The sequence below is a fragment of the Dolichospermum sp. UHCC 0315A genome (assembly GCF_008121535.1).
GTDB lineage: Bacteria > Cyanobacteriota > Cyanobacteriia > Cyanobacteriales > Nostocaceae > Dolichospermum > Dolichospermum lemmermannii.
Map to the genome: position 1 here is coordinate 4,202,817 of NZ_CP043056.1, position 20,480 is coordinate 4,223,296.

Annotated in this window: 14 protein-coding genes and 1 pseudogene; 8 read left to right on the top strand and 7 right to left on the bottom strand. The window is 40.7% G+C overall.

Translation table 11 applies throughout. The annotated features are described in order from the left end of the window. Positions 1 to 262: 262 nt before the first annotated feature. Together BMF77_RS20005 and BMF77_RS20010 are read right to left on the bottom strand one after the other, a co-directional pair. The gene (locus tag BMF77_RS20005; protein ID WP_015081484.1) at positions 263 to 1,282 is read right to left on the bottom strand and encodes a photosynthesis system II assembly factor Ycf48; all 1,020 of its coding nucleotides are present in this window, start codon (positions 1,280 to 1,282) and stop codon (positions 263 to 265) included. 74 nt (positions 1,283 to 1,356) lie between these two features. Next, complete coding sequence (locus BMF77_RS20010; protein ID WP_148765259.1) at positions 1,357 to 1,701, bottom strand: rubredoxin; 345 nt, start codon at positions 1,699 to 1,701, stop codon at positions 1,357 to 1,359. Positions 1,702 to 2,074: 373 nt separating this feature from the next. Here BMF77_RS20010 and BMF77_RS20015 point away from each other — a divergent pair, with 373 nt between their 5' ends. The 7 genes from BMF77_RS20015 to BMF77_RS20045 all read left to right on the top strand — a co-directional run bounded on the left by BMF77_RS20015 (position 2,075) and on the right by BMF77_RS20045 (position 15,126). Continuing rightward, the gene (locus BMF77_RS20015; RefSeq protein WP_148765261.1) at positions 2,075 to 3,049 is read left to right on the top strand and encodes a hypothetical protein; all 975 of its coding nucleotides are present in this window, start codon (positions 2,075 to 2,077) and stop codon (positions 3,047 to 3,049) included. A 150-nt stretch (positions 3,050 to 3,199) separates the two neighbouring features. Then, a complete protein-coding gene (locus BMF77_RS20020) occupies positions 3,200 to 4,210 on the top strand; it encodes a hypothetical protein (protein ID WP_148765264.1) in 1,011 nt (336 codons plus the stop codon). An 892-nt stretch (positions 4,211 to 5,102) separates the two neighbouring features. Next, positions 5,103 to 11,831: a bluetail domain-containing putative surface protein gene (locus BMF77_RS27420; RefSeq protein WP_148765266.1), complete on the top strand. Its 6,729-nt coding sequence runs from the start codon at positions 5,103 to 5,105 to the stop codon at positions 11,829 to 11,831. A gap of 403 nt (positions 11,832 to 12,234) precedes the next feature. After that, positions 12,235 to 12,597 carry an NAD(P)H-quinone oxidoreductase subunit 3 gene (locus tag BMF77_RS20030; protein ID WP_015081487.1) on the top strand — a complete coding sequence of 121 codons (363 nt, stop codon included), beginning with the start codon at positions 12,235 to 12,237 and terminating at the stop codon, positions 12,595 to 12,597. Next, the gene (locus tag BMF77_RS20035; protein ID WP_148765269.1) at positions 12,588 to 13,325 is read left to right on the top strand and encodes an NADH dehydrogenase subunit K; all 738 of its coding nucleotides are present in this window, start codon (positions 12,588 to 12,590) and stop codon (positions 13,323 to 13,325) included. The genes BMF77_RS20030 and BMF77_RS20035 overlap by 10 nt, the downstream gene beginning before the upstream one ends. Beyond that, positions 13,318 to 13,845 carry an NAD(P)H-quinone oxidoreductase subunit J gene (locus tag BMF77_RS20040; RefSeq protein ID WP_015081489.1) on the top strand — a complete coding sequence of 176 codons (528 nt, stop codon included), beginning with the start codon at positions 13,318 to 13,320 and terminating at the stop codon, positions 13,843 to 13,845. The genes BMF77_RS20035 and BMF77_RS20040 overlap by 8 nt, the downstream gene beginning before the upstream one ends. A gap of 588 nt (positions 13,846 to 14,433) precedes the next feature. Further along, positions 14,434 to 15,126, top strand: a complete 693-nt coding sequence (locus tag BMF77_RS20045) for a Uma2 family endonuclease (protein WP_148765271.1) — start codon at positions 14,434 to 14,436, stop codon at positions 15,124 to 15,126. Positions 15,127 to 15,345: 219 nt separating this feature from the next. Here BMF77_RS20045 and BMF77_RS20055 read toward each other — a convergent pair. The 3 genes and pseudogenes from BMF77_RS20055 to BMF77_RS20065 form a co-directional block, all read right to left on the bottom strand. Then, positions 15,346 to 15,846, bottom strand: a pseudogene (locus tag BMF77_RS20055) (RidA family protein); the annotation flags it as partial. 373 nt (positions 15,847 to 16,219) lie between these two features. Beyond that, the gene (locus tag BMF77_RS20060; RefSeq protein WP_246862975.1) at positions 16,220 to 16,342 is read right to left on the bottom strand and encodes a pentapeptide repeat-containing protein; all 123 of its coding nucleotides are present in this window, start codon (positions 16,340 to 16,342) and stop codon (positions 16,220 to 16,222) included. 245 nt (positions 16,343 to 16,587) lie between these two features. Then, a complete protein-coding gene (locus BMF77_RS20065; RefSeq protein ID WP_148765274.1) occupies positions 16,588 to 17,019 on the bottom strand; it encodes an NUDIX hydrolase in 432 nt (143 codons plus the stop codon). A gap of 156 nt (positions 17,020 to 17,175) precedes the next feature. Here BMF77_RS20065 and malQ point away from each other — a divergent pair, with 156 nt between their 5' ends. Continuing rightward, entirely contained in the window at positions 17,176 to 18,684 is a 1,509-nt protein-coding gene (gene malQ, locus BMF77_RS20070) for a 4-alpha-glucanotransferase (protein ID WP_148765276.1), read from the top strand. A gap of 113 nt (positions 18,685 to 18,797) precedes the next feature. Here the strand turns inward: malQ and BMF77_RS20075 are convergent, their stop codons facing one another. Together BMF77_RS20075 and BMF77_RS20080 are read right to left on the bottom strand one after the other, a co-directional pair. Beyond that, on the bottom strand, positions 18,798 to 19,574 hold the full coding sequence (locus BMF77_RS20075) for a RodZ domain-containing protein (RefSeq protein ID WP_148765278.1): 777 nt from the start codon (positions 19,572 to 19,574) through the stop codon (positions 18,798 to 18,800). 16 nt (positions 19,575 to 19,590) lie between these two features. Continuing rightward, positions 19,591 to 20,364: a pseudouridine synthase gene (locus BMF77_RS20080; RefSeq protein WP_148765280.1), complete on the bottom strand. Its 774-nt coding sequence runs from the start codon at positions 20,362 to 20,364 to the stop codon at positions 19,591 to 19,593. Between the last annotated feature and the right edge of the window lie 116 nt (positions 20,365 to 20,480).

The window sequence follows — 20,480 nt, forward strand, 5'->3', positions numbered from 1 at the left end:
GACGAATCAGAATTTTGAAACAGGAAAGTTTCATCCTCAACAGGACTTGCAGTCATGCAACTACGGTCGGGCAGACCGAAAGTTAACGCTTGGGGAGAGTCCCACCTCTGACCTAGATAACGCAAGGAGTCTAGTTTAAGTGGTCTCGTTGAACCAAGAATCCCCGTGTCTTTAGACCGGGGAGTGTCAATATCCTACAAAGTTTAGACAGAGTTACAACTTACAACTTTCTTCTGGTGAATACATCCATTATTGGGTGTAATTACGCCGCTGGGGCTGCTGTTGCTGCTGTTTTGGGGTTATATTTCAGTAAAACACCGCGATCGCCAATTATAAAGCCTTGATCGGGGCTAAAAAATACAATTTTGTAAAGATTAGCTGCAACTGTCTCCACATCACGGTCTTTTTCCCAAGTTTTACCACCATCGGTGCTGCGAAGTAAATTACCGCTACCACCACCGATCCAAATTTCATCGGGTGTGCGATAAGCTAAATCGAGTAAACCCCAACTCGTGGATAACTCTGGATATTCTACCTCTAACCACTCTTCCGGTTTAGTAGGATCACTAAACTGAATTTGGCCACCTCGTGCTAACAACCACAATTGTCCATCGTTAGTAAAACCCATATTTTCTAAGCGACGGGAACTATTGCGGTTATGGGGTTGCCAAGCATTTTGTCCAGGTTCCCAAGTGGAGTAAAAACTGCCTTTAGCAGAAACAGCGATATACTTACCATCAGGCGATCGCTCCAGAGTCCGCACCACACCAACGGCCGCGTCTAAATTAGCTTTCCAATTTTGACCACCATCTGTGGTTTGATAAATCGCTCCGATGTCGGTAGCCATTTCCGCTGTATTCTGACCTATTGCTGTAATGGCAATGGGGCTGCCGGGTAACTTTTCGCTTAAAGCAATCCGTGACCAAGACTTACCCTCATCAGTAGTATGGAGCAATAAAGAAGGTTCTCCAGCAATCCAACCTTCCTGACCAGAAAAACTAACGGAGTTAAAACGATATCTGGGATCATCCAACTCTAATTTTAGCGGTTGCCAAGTATCACCACCATCTTTAGTTTCTAAAAGAGTGGCATTACCACCCACCAAGTAACCATGCTGAGAGTTATTGGCAAAGCTAATATCTAACAACTTCGACTTTGTCGGGACATTAATCACCTGCCAAGGATTGTTGCTTATAGAAGGAACACTACTACACCCTATACAGGCGATAACTACTATTAACGCGGCAACAAAACTTTGCCACTTTTTCAAAATTGATTGCATCAGTATTACTGAGGGTTTCCAGTGGAGGTTTAATGAGATTTTCGCCGAATTGCGGTAAATAAAGATAGCGGTTTTTAATCTAGTCCGTAAAGACTAATAAAAAACAAGAAGCCAAGAGCCAAAGCCCCAAAAATCAAAATGTTCTTTTGAGTTGGTGTCAGGGTATTCACACCCAAACCGTAACCTAAGTTTTCCTTGAAACCAGAGGCAGTACCCGCTGGTCCAATATTCGCAAAAACAGTTTTCTTAGCTACACAAACTGGACAACGCCAATTTGTAGGTAGTTCGGCAAAAAGTGTTCCTGGGAGGACATCACTCTTGTCGTCTCCCTTCTCAGGTTCATAAACGTAACCGCAAGAGCGACACTCATAACGGTCTAACACTGGAGTTTCCATAGCTTGTTCAGCTTGTTCACTCATAGCTCGTAGTCTCGCAGAGGGGAATTTAAATATACGTTACAAATTATGACATAATTGCTGGACTTTTCTATCAACTCCCGGTCCCCTCATTTTTTTTGGAGTTCGAGAAATTGTCGAAAAACAGAAAATCTAGGTTGAGTAATGGTTTTATTGATTTCCGTTCTATAAAACTTACCCAAAATTATCAAGGTCTAGACACATCTGGACACCGATAATTTTGGCATTTACTTCCTGTTTCATTGAATTTTCCACATTTGCCATTTTTTACGGTTGCTGTGTCAAAATCAACTTATACATGAAGAAGTGCTAAAACTATATAAATTACAACTGCAAACTTGATTATGAGCGTCTTAATACCTCAGAAAATTTGATTATGAAAGAAGTCACTGCCAATTATGATGAATCATGGAAAGAAGCACTAAACGAGTATTTTGAAAGCTTCTTAATCTTCTTTTTTCCTGAAGTCCATCAATTAATTGATTGGACACAAACTCCTCGTTCTCTTGATAAAGAACTACAGGAAATCACGGCTTCATCAGCCACAGAAAAACGTATTGCTGATAAACTTTATCAAGTTTGGTTACTGGATAAACGAGTGATTTGGATATTGATTCACATTGAAATTCAAAGTCAATATGAAGTAGATTTTGGTGAACGGATGTATGTTTATAATTATCGTTCCTTTGATCTGTATCACAAACCTGTGGTTAGTCTAGCTGTTTTAGGTGATGAAAGTAATAAATGGCGACCTAATACTTATAATTATGCCATTGGCGGGTGTGAAGTTAGTCTTAAATTTCCCATTGCTAAACTGCTTGACTATGAATCGCGTTGGCAAGAATTAGAAACTAATACCAATCCCTTTGCTATCATAGTAATGGCACATTTAAAAACCAAAGCAACCACTGGGAATTTATCAGAACGGGAGCAATGGAAATGGACATTAGTTCGCGGACTTTATGAACGAGGATTAAATAAAGAGCAAATTGTGAAACTCTTTAAAATCATTGACATGATGATGACATTACCTGAGCAGTTACAGCAAAAGTTAGTCAAGAAAATTAACAGTTTTGAGGAGGAAAGAAAAATGCCTTTTATCAGTCCTACAGAACAAATGGCAATAGAACGCGGTAAAGAGATTGGTAAGGAGATTGGTGCTTTACAAAACGCTCGTAATTACATCACAACTGTTTTACAGGCTCGACTAGGTGAGGTTTCTTCAGAGATTACAGCATCACTGGCTCTGATTTCTAATCTATCTATTTTGGATGAAATGCTGAAACTGTCTATAACAGTTAATTCTTTAGATGATTTTAAACAGGCTTTAGAATCAGCAACATTGACATAATTAATATTCCTGGCCAATTATATTCGCCCTTTTATACTAAAAATGGCTGAATTGTTGGATTTTCTAGGTAAGGGTTTAGCTCATGCTTTACCCTTAAACATTTGTTTTTTTTGTGGAGTTATGTAGATAAAAAATCTTTAAATCTTTGTTATGAAAGAAGTCACTGCCAATTATGATGAATCATGGAAAGAAGCACTAAACGAGTATTTTGAAAGCTTCTTAATCTTCTTTTTTCCTGAAGTTCATCAATTAATTGATTGGACACAAACCCCTCGTTCTCTTGATAAAGAACTACAGGAAATCACGGCTTCATCAGCCACAGAAAAACGTATTGCTGATAAACTTTATCAAGTTTGGTTACTGGATAAACGAGTGATTTGGATATTGATTCACATTGAAATTCAAAGTCAATATGAAGTAGATTTTGGTGAACGGATGTATGTTTATAATTATCGTTCCTTTGATCTGTATCACAAACCTGTGGTTAGTCTAGCTGTTTTAGGTGATGAAAGTAGTAAATGGCGACCTAATACTTATAGTTATGCCATTGGCGGGTGTGAAGTTAGTCTTAAATTTCCCATTGCTAAACTGCTTGACTATGAATCGCGTTGGCAAGAATTAGAAACTAATACCAATCCCTTTGCTATCATAGTAATGGCACATTTAAAAACCAAAGCTACCACTGGGAATTTATCAGAACGGGAGCAATGGAAATGGACATTAGTTCGCGGACTTTATGAGCGAGGATTAAATAAAGAGCAAATTGTGAAACTCTTTAAAATCATTGACATGATGATGACATTACCTGAGCAATTACAGCAAAAGTTAGTCAAGAAAATTAACAGTTTTGAGGAGGAAAGAAAAATGCCTTTTATCAGTCCTACAGAACAAATGGCAATAGAACGCGGTAAGGAGATTGGTAAGGAGATTGGTAAGGAAATTGGTAAGGAGATTGGTAAAGAGATTGGTGCATTACAAAATGCTCGTAATTACATCAAAACTGTTTTACAAGCTCGATTGGGTGAGGTTTCTTTAGAGATTACAGCATCACTGGCTCAGATTTCTAATCTATCTATTTTGGATGAAATGCTGAAACTGGCTGTAACAGTTAATTCTTTAGATGATTTTAAACAGGCTTTAGAATCAGCAACATTGACATAATTAATAGTTAAACGGGCGGTTTCTAACCGCGTCTACACAGGCAAAAGCCACACTATGGCTAACGCCACGCTACGCTATCGGCAAGCTCAGTGACCGCCTACGTGGGTTTCAAATCCTTGATTTTTCGTTAGTCCGCGCAGGCGGACTTTGTCTGTGTAGCCGTGACTTCTAGTCGCCGGGGCTTAAATTGACTCGCCGTAGGCATCATATATATTTAAAGTTTTCTGTCCTCTAAGTCCTATGTGGTAAAACCCCAAAATATCCTACTCAGGTGAGATTTTTTGGAAAAGAAATAAATATCTAACTTTTGGTAGATGTCAAGGTTTTTTATACTTAATATTATCGTTTTGGCACAATTATTTACAAAAACCAGGTTAATTTTATGACATCTACACTTGCTAACGGTTTGATTGCTGATGAGTTGTACCTCAACCCAGCCCTAGAACAAGTAAGACTCTATCTGAAATTTTGATTATAAATGCGATCTTATCGCTACAGCAGATTTATCTCTACTGAGGCACAAACTTGAATCATAAAACTCTTGTGGTGCGGGCATATACCAGTTAAATATGTAACTGATAATACCTGTAATTGCTGTATCTTACTTATATTCTATTAAACCCCATAATCATTTCCAATTTTTCAACATCTGTCTTTAGACAGATATTTATTTTTTGGTAATTGTGAAAAAATAAGCCACTGATGCTAAAAATATTAATTAAAGACTTCCAATTAAAAAAATATCCCAAAATCTCTTGTGGTGCGGGCATCTTGCCCGCTAACAACACAAGGACGGGCAAGATGCCCATCCCAAAAAATTGGATCATCTTTTTTGTGGAGTTCTCTTACAGCATCGCTACGCAGGAAAACCAACTAACTACCATATACTTTTATGCCATCCAATCCAATTACAGGCACCAATGGTAATGACACCATTACAGGAACAACTGGGGATGATACGATTAGCCCTTTGCGAGGACAAGACACAGTTAATGGTGGTGCAGGCAATGACCTCTTAATCGTAGATTATTCCAGCAATGCCTATACAGGCACAACCACTTATGCGGCGGGGATTACTAGCAATATCTACATCTCTGGTGGAGCATGGTATGGTAACATCACTGCTTACACCAACAGCAGTGGCAACTACGACCAAGTTAACTTCTCCAACATAGAAAGCTTGCAAATTACTGGCACAGCAGCTAACGATACCTTTGATGAAGGTGGTTATGGAAGCATCACAATTGATGGCGGAGCAGGGATAGACACCATCAATTATGCCGACTTTAGTAGTTTCACCACCAACTTAACCGTTGATAACAGTGGTGGCACATTTACAGAAAGCAACGGTACGGTAGTCAAAAACGTAGAACGGTTTAAAAACATCACCACAGGTACAGGTAACGATACGATTACCTTTACTGGTAGCTTTGATGAAACCATCAACACAGGTGTTGGTGATGATACCATCAATGTTGGCAGAGGATACGATAACGTTGATGGTGGTGCAGGCAATGACCTCTTAATCGTAGATTATTCCAGCAATACCTACACAGGCACAACCACTTATGCGGCGGGGATTACTAGCAATATCTACATCTCTGGTGGAGCATGGTATGGTAGTTTCAGAGCCAACACCAACAGTAGTGGCAACTATGACTACATTAGCTTCTCCAACATAGAAAGCCTGCAAATTACTGGCACAGCAGCTAACGATACCTTTGATGAAGGTGGTTATGGAAGCATCACAATTGATGGCGGAGCAGGGATAGACACCATCAATTATGCCGACTTTAGTAGTTTCACCACCAACTTAACCGTTGATAACAGTGGTGGCACATTTACAGAAAGCAACGGTACGGTAGTCAAAAACGTAGAACGGTTTAAAAACATCACCACAGGTACAGGTAACGATACGATTACCTTTACTGGTAGCTTTGATGAAACCATCAACACAGGTGTTGGTGATGATACCATCAATGTTGGCAGAGGATACGATAACGTTGATGGTGGTGCAGGCAATGACCTCTTAATCGTAGATTATTCCAGCAATACCTACACAGGCACAACCACTTATGCGGCGGGGATTACTAGCTCTATCGGTATCTCTGGTGGGGCATGGTATGGTAGTTTCAGAGCTAACACTGCCAGTAGTGGCACTTATGACCAAGTTAGCTTCTCCAACATAGAAAGCCTGCAAATTACTGGCACAGCAGCTAACGATACCTTTGATAGAGGTGGTTATGGAAGCATCACAATTGATGGCGGAGCAGGGATAGACACCATCAATAATGCCGACTTTAGTAGTTTCACCACCAACTTAACCGTTGATAACAGTGGTGGCACATTTACAGAAAGCAACGGTACGGTAGTCAAAAACGTAGAACGGTTTAAAAACATCACCACAGGTACAGGTAACGATACGATTACCTTTACTGGTAGCTTTGATGAAACCATCAACACAGGTGTTGGTGATGATACCATCAATGTTGGCAGAGGATACGATAACGTTAATGGTGGTGCAGGCAATGACCTCTTAATCGTAGATTATTCCAGCAATACCTACACAGGCACAACCACTTATGCGGCGGGGATTACTAGCTCTATCGGTATCTCTGGTGGGGCATGGTATGGTAGTTTCAGAGCTAACACTGCCAGTAGTGGCACTTATGACCAAGTTAGCTTCTCCAACATAGAAAGCCTGCAAATTACTGGCACAGCAGCTAACGATACCTTTGATGAAGGTGGTTATGGAAGCATCACAATTGATGGCGGAGCAGGGATAGACACCATCAATTATGCCGACTTTAGTAGTTTCACCACCAACTTAACCGTTGATAACAGTGGTGGCACATTTACAGAAAGCAACGGTACGGTAGTCAAAAACGTAGAACGGTTTAAAAACATCACCACAGGTACAGGTAACGATACGATTACCTTTACTGGTAGCTTTGATGAAACCATCAACACAGGTGTTGGTGATGATACCATCAATGTTGGCAGAGGATACGATAACGTTGATGGTGGTGCAGGCAATGACCTCTTAATCGTAGATTATTCCAGCAATACCTACACAGGCACAACCACTTATGCGGCGGGGATTACTAGCAATATCTACATCTCTGGTGGGGCATGGTATGGTAGTTTCAGAGCCAACACCAACAGTAGTGGCAACTATGACTACATTAGCTTCTCCAACATAGAAAGCCTGCAAATTACTGGCACAGCAGCTAACGATACCTTTGATGAAGGTGGTTATGGAAGCATCACAATTGATGGCGGAGCAGGGATAGACACCATCAATTATGCCGACTTTAGTAGTTTCACCACCAACTTAACCGTTGATAACAGTGGTGGCACATTTACAGAAAGCAACGGTACGGTAGTCAAAAACGTAGAACGGTTTAAAAACATCACCACAGGTACAGGTAACGATACGATTACCTTTACTGGTAGCTTTGATGAAACCATCAACACAGGTGTTGGTGATGATACCATCAATGTTGGCAGAGGATACGATAACGTTGATGGTGGTGCAGGCAATGACCTCTTAATCGTAGATTATTCCAGCAATACCTACACAGGCACAACCACTTATGCGGCGGGGATTACTAGCTCTATCGGTATCTCTGGTGGGGCATGGTATGGTAGTTTCAGAGCCAACACCAACAGTAGTGGCAACTATGACTACATTAGCTTCTCCAACATAGAAAGCCTGCAAATTACTGGCACAGCAGCTAACGATACCTTTGATAGAGGTGGTTATGGAAGCATCACAATTGATGGCGGAGCAGGGATAGACACCATCAATAATGCCGACTTTAGTAGTTTCACCACCAACTTAACCGTTGATAACAGTGGTGGCACATTTACAGAAAGCAACGGTACGGTAGTCAAAAACGTAGAACGGTTTAAAAACATCACGACAGGTACAGGTAACGATACGATTACCTTTACTGGTAGCTTTAATGAAACCATCAACACAGGTGCTGGTGATGATACCATCAATGTTGGCAAAGGATACGATAACGTTAATGGTGGTGCAGGCAATGACCTCTTAATCGTAGATTATTCCAGCAATACCTACACAGGCACAACCACTTATGCGGCGGGGATTACTAGCAATATCGGTATCTCTGCTGGCGCATGGAGTGGCACCTTGTATGCCAACACCGATAGCAGTGGCAACTATGACTACATTAGCTTCTCCAACATAGAGCGCTTGCAAATTACTGGCACAGCAGCTAACGATACCTTTGATGAAGGTGGTTATGGAAGCATCACAATTGATGGCGGAGCAGGGATAGACACCATCAATTATGCCGACTTTAGTAGTTTCACCACCAACTTAACCGTTGATAACAGTGGTGGCACATTTACAGAAAGCAACGGTACGGTAGTCAAAAACGTAGAAAGGTTTAATAACCTGACTACAGGTACAGGTAACGATACGATTACCTTTACTGGTAGCTTTAATGAAACCATCAACACAGGTGCTGGCAATGACATCATCAGTGCTGGCAGAGGACAAGATAGCGTTAATGGTGGTGCAGGCAATGACCTCTTAATCGTAGATTATTCCAGCAATGCCTATACAGGCACAACCACCTATGCGGCGGGGATTACTAGCTCTATCGGTATCTCTGGTGGGGCATGGTATGGTAGTTTCAGAGCTAACACTGCCAGTAGTGGCACTTATGACCAAGTTAGCTTCTCCAATATAGAACGCTTCCAAATTACCGGCACAGCAGCTAACGATACCATTACTACTGGTGGAGGTAACGACATCATTATCGGTGTTAATCCTAACAGCGCTACCCCCGGAAAAGGAGAAATAGATATCCTCACAGGTGGAGCAGGAAGCGATAGATTTATCCTTGGTGACTTCAATTGGATGGGTTACGACGACGGACTGAGCAACAATGCAGGTACTAACGATTATGCTCAAATCACCGACTTCAACACCAGCGAAGGGGATATCATTCAACTCAAAGGCGTAAGCACAGACTATCTCCTAGTTGTATCCGGTGCGGATACGCAGATTTTCATTGATAAACCCGGAGCCGAACCGGATGAACTCATTGGTATCATCAAAAATAGAACGGGTTTAAGTCTCACAGCTAACTACTTCGCCTATAATCAACCATCCATTTCCCTCACTGTTGCGCCTAGTAGTGTCTTGGAAGACGGTGCAACCAACTTAGTTTACACCTTCACCCGCACAGGCGACTTCACCAATTCCCTCACCGTGAACTTTGGCATTGCGGGTAGCGCCACCTTCAACACTGACTATACTCAAGCAGGAGCAGCAACCTTTAACGGCACAACTGGAACTATTACCTTTGCCGCTAATGCCAACACAGCTACCCTCACCATTGACCCCACCCCCGATTTTTCTGTCGAGGCAGATGAAACCATTGCTCTCACTCTGACTACTGGTACAGGATACATCCTGGGAACAACTACCGCCATTACAGGTACAATCACCAACGATGATATTGCCAATCAAGCCCCAACAGATATTACTCTCTCCAAAAACACCATTGCTGAAAATTCAGCCCTCAATTCCCTAGTTGGTAACTTCAGCAGCGCTGACCCCAACGCACTTAACACCTTTACCTATAGCCTAGTTGCAGGTACAGGAGACAGTGATAACGACCTGTTTACCATCCAAAACAACCAACTGCAAACCAACGCTATTTTCGACTACGAAAACAACAACACCTACAGTATTCGAGTTCGTACCACAGACCAAGGCAACTTATCCTATGAGAAATCATTAACCATCAATATTACTGATGTTAATGAAACCCCAACCAATATCACCCTATCCAACAACACCATTAACGAAAATCAACCCATTGGTACAACTGTTGGTACTCTCAACACCATTGACCCCGACCAAGGAAACACCTTTACCTATCGGCTTATAAATGGAGCAGGTGCTACCGATAACGCTCTTTTCACCATCCAAAACAACCAACTGCAAAGCAACGCTATCTTCGATTATGAAACTAAGAATAGCTACAGTATTCGAGTCCGAACCATTGACCAAGGACGCGCCCTGTACGATAAACAGTTAACAATTAATATTGGCGATTTACCCGAATCTTACACCGCGGTAGAATCAGCAGGGAATACCAAATTGGTTACAGATACCACCAACAAATACTTTACCCAAGTAGGAACAAATACCCCAACCGCTATTAAAAATGGTGGACAACAAATCTACCAAGATATCTACGGTTCAGGATGGCAAACTATAGCCGCAGAAACTGTCAATGGCGTTAATCAAGTTCTTTGGAAAAACGTTTCTGGAAACTATCTGCATATCTGGAGTTTAGATAGTAACTGGAATTGGGTTTCTTCTCAAGGAAATTGGGGATTGAATTCTGCTGATGCTTTAACTCAAGAAAATAACTTTGCCATAGATGCTAATGGTGATGGTGTGATTGGCAATCCTTATACTGCAATTGAATCAGCAGGTAATACTAAATTAGTCAAAGATGCCACCAACAAATACTTTACCCAAATCGGAACGAATACCCCAATTGCTATTAAAAATGGTGGACAACAAATCTACCAAGATATCTACGGTTCAGGATGGCAAACGATAGCCGCAGAAACTGTCAATGGAGATAACCAAGTTCTCTGGAAAAACGTTTCTGGAAACTATCTGCATATTTGGCATTTAGATAATAACTGGAATTGGGTTTCTTCTGAAGGAAATTGGGGATTAAATTCTGCTGATGCTTTCACCCAAGAAACTAACTTTGGCATAGATGCTAATGGTGATGGTATTATTGGCAATCCTTATACTGCAATTGAATCAGCAGGTAATACTAAATTAGTCAAAGATGCCACCAACAAATACTTTACCCAAATCGGAACAAATACCCCAACCGCTATTAAAAATGGTGGACAACAAATCTACCAAGATATCTACGGTTCAGGATGGCAAACTATAGCCGCAGAAACGGTTAATGGAGATAACCAAGTTCTTTGGAAAAACATTTCTGGAAACTTCCTGCATATCTGGAATTTAGATAGTAACTGGAATTGGGCTTCTTCTCAAGGAAATTGGGGATTGAATTCGGCAGAAGCTTTAACTCAGGAGACTATTTTCGGCATAGATGCTAATAGTGATGGTGTGATTGGTAATCCCTCTAGTCTGACTTTGACAGGTACTAGTGCTAATGATTTCCTCGTTGGTGGTGCAAATAATGATCTTCTCACCGGTGCGGGTGGTAAAGATACTCTAACGGGTGGTTTAGGTGCTGATAAGTTTGTTTACCAAAATTTTACTGATTCTCTCTTAGCTAACTTTGATGTGATTACTGACTTCAACGCCACCACAGGTAATGATTTATTCCGTGTTTCTACCGCACGAGCCGGGTTTGTGAATGTGGGCGCAGTTAATACCCTGGATGCTGCTGGTATGGTGGCAAAATTAACAGCGGCAGCCTTTGGGTCAAATTTTGCGGCTCAATTCAGTTTTGGACAAAAAACCTTTGTGGCTATTAATGATGCAACCGCAGGGTTTAATGCTGCTACTGATGCCATTATTGAAGTCACAGGATTAACCGGAACATTGAATGTCAATAATTTTGTGATTGTTTAGAAGATATTCAGCAAGTCAAACTTCCTACTGTTAATTAACCAAAACGGTTGGGACATGGACTTTGACAAAATTACGAAAAACCTAGATTTGTAGGGGTTTAGCAGTGCTAAACCCTTACCCACAGAATCAAATGATTAAGCCGTGTTGAGTATAAATAGTTCGACTTGTTTATAAGTGCTTAGAAACTGAGGTTAATAATCAAAAGGATTCAAATATACTGAGATCACCGACTTTTCTAAAAAGTCAGGGATCTCAATACAAATTCGAGAAAGCCCTAAAAGATATAATGTAAAAGAACATGATCCATATATTGCAGTGAACAGTTATCAGTAAACGCCTGTCAAGCTATAATTCTGATAACTGATAGCTTATTCCCTTACACCATTAGCGGTAGAAAAACATTGTGTTTGTTCTTAGCGGTTACGAGTACCTTCTAGGCTTTTTTCTCCTGTGTAGCCTAGTTCCAGTCCTAGCACTGTCAGCCTCAAAAATTCTTAGACCCACTGGTAACAGTCTAGAAAGACGCACAACTTACGAGTGCGGACTAGAACCCATTGGCGGAGCTTGGATTCAGTTCAACATTCGTTACTATATGTTTGCTCTGGTCTTCGTTGTCTTTGACGTAGAAACAGTATTTTTGTATCCTTGGGCAGTTGCATTTAACCGTTTGGGTTTATTGGCATTTATCGAAGCCCTAGTCTTTATTTCGATTCTTATCATCGCCTTAGTTTACGCATGGCGCAAAGGAGCTTTGGAATGGTCTTAAATTCTAATATCATCACCCCAGACAAAGAACAAATCATCAACCCCATTCAACGGCCGACAGTTACCCATGAACTGTCAGAAAACGTCATTTTAACCACCGTTGATGACCTTTACAACTGGGCGCGACTTTCTAGTTTGTGGCCTTTACTGTTTGGTACAGCTTGCTGCTTCATTGAATTTGCGGCTTTAATTGGCTCTCGCTTCGACTTTGACCGTTTTGGGTTAATTCCTCGTTGTAGCCCCCGCCAAGCCGATTTAATCATCACTGCGGGAACAATTACCATGAAGATGGCTCCCCAGTTGGTGCGTCTTTATGAACAAATGCCCGAACCCAAGTATGTGATTGCCATGGGCGCTTGTACAATTACCGGGGGAATGTTTAGCGTTGACTCACCTACCGCAGTACGCGGAGTTGATAAGCTGATTCCTGTAGATGTATATTTGCCTGGTTGTCCTCCCCGTCCAGAAGCGATTATTGACGCAATTATTAAACTGCGGAAAAAAATTGCCAACGAGTCTATGCAGGAACGGGATAACATCAAGCAAGTTCACCGCTACTACAGTACAACTCATAATATGAAGCCAGTTTCCGAAATCTTAACTGGTAAGTATATGCAGTCAGAAACCCGCTTCAATCCCCCCAAAGAATTGACGGAAGCAATTGGTATGGCTGTACCCCCAGGATTGTTGACAGCAAAGACACAGAAGGAGGAACAAGCACGTGGCTGAAGAAGAATCCAAACCAGTTCCCGTAGCGGAAGCACCTCTAGTTAAACCCGGTAAAGTTTCCCAATGGTTAGGGTCAAATGGCTTTTTCCATGAGTTTCTAGAACTTGACGCTAACGGAGTAGAAATAATTAAAGTCCCCGCAGATTTTCTACTGCCTATTTCTACAGCTTTGTATGCCTATGGGTTTAATTATCTCCAATTTCAGGGAGGAATTGACTTAGGTGCAGGAGAAGAATTGGTAAGTGTTTATCATTTACTCAAAGTTAGTGATAATGCTGACCGTCCTGAAGAAATCAGGGTGAAAGTGTTTTTACCCAGAGAAAATCCCTCTTTGCCTTCAGTTTACTGGATTTGGAAAACAGCAGACTGGCAAGAACGGGAAAGCTATGATATGTATGGCATCATTTATGAAGGTCATCCTAACTTAAAGCGGATTTTGATGCCAGAAGATTGGGTAGGTTGGCCTTTACGCAAGGATTACATCTCACCTGATTTTTACGAGTTACAAAATGCTTATTAAGTATTGCTGAAATTGAATTTTCAGTAGTGACAATTAACCCCTTTCCAGTTGTGGAGAGGGGTTTAAGTTATAAGTCTTTATTTGTGTAATAGTGAATTATAAATAATTATCCAAGCATCAATTAATGTAATTATAAGTTAAGAATTTTAGGGACTTTCAAGAAATAAGTTATCCTGATTAACGAACCACAGAGGCGCAGAGGACACAGAGGAATAAGGGTTTGAGAGATTTTTGCATTAGGTTGTTGAGTATTTTTTTTATTTGGAAGTCCCTTAGTTATAATAAAAAATATAAATGCTGGTTAATTAAGAGTTAGAGATAGGTAAAATATCATGTTAAAAATACAACCTCCAACCATAATTGATTTTTATCCTTTAATAGCTGCTAAAGATAAGGATGATACAGCAAATTGTCATCAAACGTGCTACAGGTGGAAAGGGTTAAACCCATTACTAAACTTCGTTTGGCAATTAATTATTTTAGTAAAATTTCTAATTTATAAGGATGGTTAAATGAACAATAATAAATGCTGTAATGGCAATAACTGGTTAAACTAGAATTTACAACCTGAATACAGGAAAACCCATCATGATCATTGCTACCCAAGCATACCAAATCACTTGGGAAAAACTACCCGATGATTACATTCTCCCAGATGATCCAGTGGACAACATCTATCAACCAGCCCAAGCCGCTGCCCTGACTGAAAGCCTCCAACTAGCTGGTAAACTTCCCCCCAGTTGCCTCACAACGACTAACTACGGTATCTGTGCCACCGTAAATGGCAAAATTGTCATTAAAGCTCCTGATTGGGCTTATATCCCGGAAATTCGCGGCACTAAAAAAGAAGTCTTTGGTAGTTATACACCCCAACTCCAGGGAGATATTCCAGTTATCGTTATGGAATTTATTTCTGATACAGACGGAACAGAATATTCCATTAAACCAACTTATCCGCCGGGAAAATGGTTTTTCTATGAAAAAATCTTAAAAATACCCAATTACGCTATTTTTGAACCCGATAACGGTAGTTTAGAATTTTACCAGCTAAACTCTAATACAGGTTTGTACACTTTGCAAAATCCTCACGAAAACCAACTTTACTGGATAGAAGAAATGAATCTTTATCTGGGAGTGTGGGAAGGTACAAGAGAAAACCTAACTGGTAAATGGTTAAGATTGTGGGACGAACAGGGAAATTTATTGTTGTGGAGTTCCGAATTAGTAGAACAAAAACAACAAGAGATAAGTAGGTCGGCGTTAAAAAATCAATCTATGTAACGAAATATAAATTAACGAATACCTTATAAATAGGGTGTTTCACGGTTTTTACAAAACTAAACATATATCGATTTTATTGGGCCGACTTACTTAGAACAAGAAAAACAACGCGCAGAACAGGAAACACAGCGTGCTGAAAGACTAGCTGCACAATTAAGAGCATTAGGTATCGAACCAGAAAACTAAAAGTAGGGTGGGACTCGCCCACCTTATAATTAATTAACTAGCAATAACAGCAATACAATCAATTTCTACTAACACATTTTTAGGTAAACGGGAAACTTCCACACAAGCACGCGCTGGGGCGGTATCTTCGGAAAAATATTTTGCATAAACCGCATTGACAGCGGCAAAATCATTCATATCAGCTAAAAATACACCAGTTTTGACCACATCTGCAAATGTAGCCCCTGCTTCTGTCAAAATAGCTTCAATATTTCTCATTACTTGTTCTGTTTGCTTAACCACATCTTCGGTATAAACAACATCACCTAAACGGGGATCTATGGCAATTTGTCCAGCTACAAACAACATTTGTCCAGAAGCGAGAATTGCTTGATTGTAGGGGCCAACTGGTGCAGGTGCTTTATCGGTACGGATTACTTTACGAGTCATAATATTTATCTCTTTTGGCTCTTTTGTTAATGGTGTTTCTGGTTTACCGAATTCTAAATCTGTAGGTGTTTGGTAAACTTCTCCATCTGGCATTATCGCACCTTTGACACTCTGCGGTCTAAAGACACGCAGATTCTTTAAGACCTGCTCAAAAAGGATAGTCAATTATCCTCCTAGACGCTCAAGGCAACTACCAGTACGACAGGTATTGCAATTGCGCTTACTTTTGATTTTTTTGCTGCTTTTGTGAGTCCATCAATTTTTAATGTTAAACGCTCCATGATTTACCATTGCTTGTTTACCCAGGCTACGGCTATGCCGAGACGAGATAAATCAGGGGTTTCTCCTTAATAAAACACTTCTTGGCGTTGATGGTTATTCCTACTTGCTAATTAATTCTATCATGTCACGGCGAATAAATTCGCCGTTGGCACTTCCTCCACGCATCTATTGCCAAGTGGCTTCCGTGCCTTTCGTTCTATTTGGTGAGGTCAGCATTTTTAAAGGTTGCACCGTAAATATTCGCGCTGGTTAAATCGGCTTTTCTTAAATTTGCACTATTGAGATTAGCTTTTATTAAATAGATTATCCGATACGTCATATGTTACCAAATCATCTTCTCTTACTTTGCGTCTTTGCTCCTTAGAGGATGTTTGAAAAGTGGTATTCCGTAATTTTCATCACATTGCTACCCCCCTTTCCCCTTGTAAAGGGGGGAAACAATAAAAATCCAGTTCCCTCCCCTTTACAAGGGGAGGGTTAGGGTGGGGTAAAAAATATTTGATACATCAACCATAACTTTTCAAACACCCTCTTAGCGTCTTTGCGCGAAACCATTCCAATCTCCTACCCCAACCTCGGACGAATCCCATAATTTCTATACTGCCAATAATCCCGCAAAATCCGGTTATGATCAAAACACAAATTACCTGGAACACACCAAGGCTCAAAAATACCCAACCCCTTAGCATCATCACCCGCTAAAGGCTCACCCGTAGCTGTTGCTAAAAATACAATACTAATCGTATGTTTACGAGGATCGCGCTCAGGATCAGAATATACTAATAACTGTTCTATTAACTCTACTTTTAAACCTATTTCTTCTTCTGCTTCCCTAATTGCTGCCTTTTCTACCGATTCACCATAATCAACAAAACCACCGGGTAACGCCCAGCCTAAAGGTTCATTATGTCTTTCAATCAGGATAATGGGGCGATGAGGTCTATCAATTAATTCAATAATAATATCAACGGTGGGTGCAGGATTTCTGTAAGTCATGATTCGGTTATGGTAGGGATTATAGATCCCCGACTTCTCAAAGAAGTCGGGGATCTGAGTTAATCTTCTCATTTCTTCACGAATCACAACAGTCAAGACTGACTATGCCATGATAAATTCAATGCGTAAGTCCTAAAAATATATTTCAGGTTAAATATGCCTTTTCCTAGATCCAGTGGTATTTTACTTCATCCTAGTTCTTTTCCCAGTCGGTTTGGTATTGGGGATTTGGGTTTGGAAGCTTATCGGTTTATTGATTTTCTCAAACATAGTCATCAGCAATATTGGCAAGTTTTACCTCTAGGTCCGACTGGTTACGGTAATTCCCCTTATATGTGCTACTCCGCAATGGCGGGAAATTACTTTTTGATTAGTCCCGAAAAGTTGCTAGATGAGGGTTTGTTAATTCCAGAAGATTTGGCTGATTTACCAGATTTTTCTGTAAATAAAGTAGATTTTAACGAAGTTATCCCTATTAAGGTTAATCTACTCATTAAAGCTTGTGAGGATTTTAAAACTAAAGCAAATTCAACTCAAAAACGAGCTTTTGCTAAGTTTTGTGCTGATAAAGGCTATTGGTTAAATAATTACGCGCTATTTATGGCACTTAAAGATATCCAAAATGGTGCAAGCTGGTACAATTGGGAGCCAGAATTAGCAAAGCGTGAACCAGTAGCTTTAGCCCAGATGGAAAAAGATTTGGAAGAGGAGATTTTTTATTACAAGTTTGTTCAATATGAGTTCTTCCGGCAGTGGTCAGAACTGAAAAAATATGCTAACGAAAATGGGATAGAGATTATTGGTGATATTCCCATTTACGTAGCCCATGATAGTGCTGATGTGTGGGCTAATCCTGATATTTTTGCTTTAGATGAAGAAACGGGAGAAGTGGCTTTAATGGCGGGAGTTCCACCCGACTACTTTAGCGCTACTGGTCAATTATGGGGAAATCCGGTTTATAACTGGGAAGAATTGCAAAAACAAGATTTCAAATGGTGGATATTACGCTTTGAGGCGATGCTGGATTACGTGGATATAATTCGCATTGATCATTTCCGGGGTTTTGAGGCTTATTGGGCTGTTCCCCAGGGAGAAACGACTGCCATGAATGGCGAATGGATTGAAGCGCCTGGAGTAGCTTTATTTGAGGCAATTAGAAAGCGTTTGGGTAAGTTACCTGTTTTGGCGGAGGATTTGGGAATTATTACGCCAGAAGTGGAGGCACTGCGAGATCAGTTTGAGTTTCCAGGGATGAAGGTGTTGCAGTTTGCCTTTGGTTCTGATCCCGGAAATCCATTTTTACCCTTTAATTACACTCGCAATGCTGTAGTTTATACAGGTACTCACGACAACGATACGACTGTAGGCTGGTTTAACACGGGAAATGATTACGAAAAGCAAAATTTATTGTTGTATTTGGGTTGTATAAGTCCTGATGGTATACACTGGGACTTAATTAGGTTAGCTTTAAGTTCGATCGCTAATCAAGCGATTATACCTTTGCAGGATGTATTAGGTTTGGGAACTGAAGCCCGGATGAATTTTCCTAGTACAGCGGAGGGAAATTGGGAGTGGCGTTACCAACCAGGTGTATTAACGCCAGATTTAAGCGATCGCTTAAAAACTCTCACTCTCCGTTACGGACGCGCTCATAGAGAAAAGTAGGGGAAGTGGGGGAAGTGGGGGAGGTAGGGGAAGTAGGGGGAGTAGGGGAGAAATTTTCTTCCTTCTGACAACTAACCACTGACAACTGACAACTGACAACTGACCACTGACTCCTATGAGTTTGGTTTAGCAGCAATCTTGATTTCTTTGGATTTCCCGATTTCTCCCATTTCCTTTGCTTCCTGCTGATTCACGCTCATTAACACACCACCAGCATTATCAGTTTTTACTGTCATTTGGTCAGTGGCGTTCCAAGTGCGACTAGAACCTTGTGGTAAAACTCCCTCAAAGGCGGTTTTACCATCTGTAACCACACTAATCCAAGATGAGGTTTTTAAAGTCACACCAATTTGTACGGATTGATGCTCTTTCTTGCTGAGTAATGTATTACTAGCTGTTTCTTGCCCTTTTGACTGCGCTGCTGTATTTGGTTGAATTTGGCGGTTATTTGCCTGCAAGGTGGCATTATTCAACAACTGGGATAAACCGTTCACAGAACAGAAAATTAACCCGATATAAAGCAGGTAAAGATGAATAGGACGTAATTGAGGAACAGCTTGTGCTTTCCAATGGGATTTAACACCCACTGATTGAGAACCAATGGGGAAATGACTGGCAAATTCTGCTCCCCGAACTCCTAAAGCTTCTGCAAACTGTCTAATTAAGCCTTGAATATAAATTGGTTCTGGTAAGTCGTTTAAATTACCTTCTTCAATTGCTTGCAAAAGTCGTCGAGGAATTCTAGTTAATCCGACTAACTCATCCAGATTTAAACCTTTTTCTTGCCGTAGTGAAGCTAGTTGTGAGCCAAGTTGTCCTAACTTTTCGGCTTGATGTTCCTTGATAGAAGGTTTGATTGGCTGTTCATCCTTCTTTCTGAACCATTTCATATTTTTCCTTTACTCCTTAACTCGGCTTTGTCTGAATCGGTGTGCGAATTATCTGCTTATTTAAAAAACTCATCTCATCTTCACTAAGATGACGATATTTACCAGATGGCAAAAATGCTGTTGTTGAGGTTTTTAATTGAATTAAACCAATAGCCGTACGATGTAGCTTGATAACTGGATATCCCAATTGTTCGGCTATGCGGCGAATTTGACGGTTTCTTCCTTCCTGTAAAACGATCTCTAACCAGCTTTGATTAATATAGGTTTCAATTAAGCGCACTTGAGCATGTCTTGTGATTCTTCCTTCCAGAACTATACCCTGACTCCACTTTTTGAGAACTGTTGCTGGAGGACGGCCTTGAACAACAACACGATAGGTCTTAGTAATACTATGACTGGGATGGGTAAGTCCATAGGTCAGTTCCCCATCATTGGTTAAAATCAATGCTCCTGTGGAGTCTACATCCAAACGGCCTACCGGGTGAATACCCCATCCGGTTCTTAACTCTGACGGTAGCAGATCCAAAACGGTTGGTCTTCCTTGAGGATCATGGCAAGTAGAGACAATTCCGGCTGGTTTATGCAGTAATAAATACATTTTGGATGGTCGCTGTTCTGCCAGCACAGGTTGACCATCAATAGAGATTTTGTCTTGAGAGGGATCGACTTTTTGACCTAAATGTGCTACTACCCCGTTAACACATACTCGTGATTGCCTCATCATTTCTTCGGCTTCACGTCGTGAGGCGATACCCCATTGAGCTAGAATTTTTTGTAACCGTTCCTCCATGTTTAAATTGTGATTTTCTTGCTGAATATTTTTATACTACTAATGTTTGCACTTTGTTGTTAACAAACTTCCATGCTAAAGTTAAGAACTGTTTAAGATGCTCAATAATTGGGCAT

What these genes read in the sequence shown, in the direction of transcription:
- BMF77_RS20005 (WP_015081484.1), bottom strand. Translation starts at nt 1,282, where the DNA reads ATGCAATCAATTTTGAAAAAGTGGCAAAGTTTTGTTGCCGCGTTAATA.
- BMF77_RS20010 (WP_148765259.1), bottom strand. Translation starts at nt 1,701, where the DNA reads ATGAGTGAACAAGCTGAACAAGCTATGGAAACTCCAGTGTTAGACCGT.
- BMF77_RS20015 (WP_148765261.1), top strand. Translation starts at nt 2,075, where the DNA reads ATGAAAGAAGTCACTGCCAATTATGATGAATCATGGAAAGAAGCACTA.
- BMF77_RS20020 (WP_148765264.1), top strand. Translation starts at nt 3,200, where the DNA reads ATGAAAGAAGTCACTGCCAATTATGATGAATCATGGAAAGAAGCACTA.
- BMF77_RS27420 (WP_148765266.1), top strand. Translation starts at nt 5,103, where the DNA reads ATGCCATCCAATCCAATTACAGGCACCAATGGTAATGACACCATTACA.
- BMF77_RS20035 (WP_148765269.1), top strand. Translation starts at nt 12,588, where the DNA reads ATGGTCTTAAATTCTAATATCATCACCCCAGACAAAGAACAAATCATC.
- BMF77_RS20045 (WP_148765271.1), top strand. Translation starts at nt 14,434, where the DNA reads ATGATCATTGCTACCCAAGCATACCAAATCACTTGGGAAAAACTACCC.
- BMF77_RS20060 (WP_246862975.1), bottom strand. Translation starts at nt 16,342, where the DNA reads ATGACGTATCGGATAATCTATTTAATAAAAGCTAATCTCAATAGTGCA.
- BMF77_RS20065 (WP_148765274.1), bottom strand. Translation starts at nt 17,019, where the DNA reads ATGACTTACAGAAATCCTGCACCCACCGTTGATATTATTATTGAATTA.
- malQ (WP_148765276.1), top strand. Translation starts at nt 17,176, where the DNA reads ATGCCTTTTCCTAGATCCAGTGGTATTTTACTTCATCCTAGTTCTTTT.
- BMF77_RS20075 (WP_148765278.1), bottom strand. Translation starts at nt 19,574, where the DNA reads ATGAAATGGTTCAGAAAGAAGGATGAACAGCCAATCAAACCTTCTATC.
- BMF77_RS20080 (WP_148765280.1), bottom strand. Translation starts at nt 20,364, where the DNA reads ATGGAGGAACGGTTACAAAAAATTCTAGCTCAATGGGGTATCGCCTCA.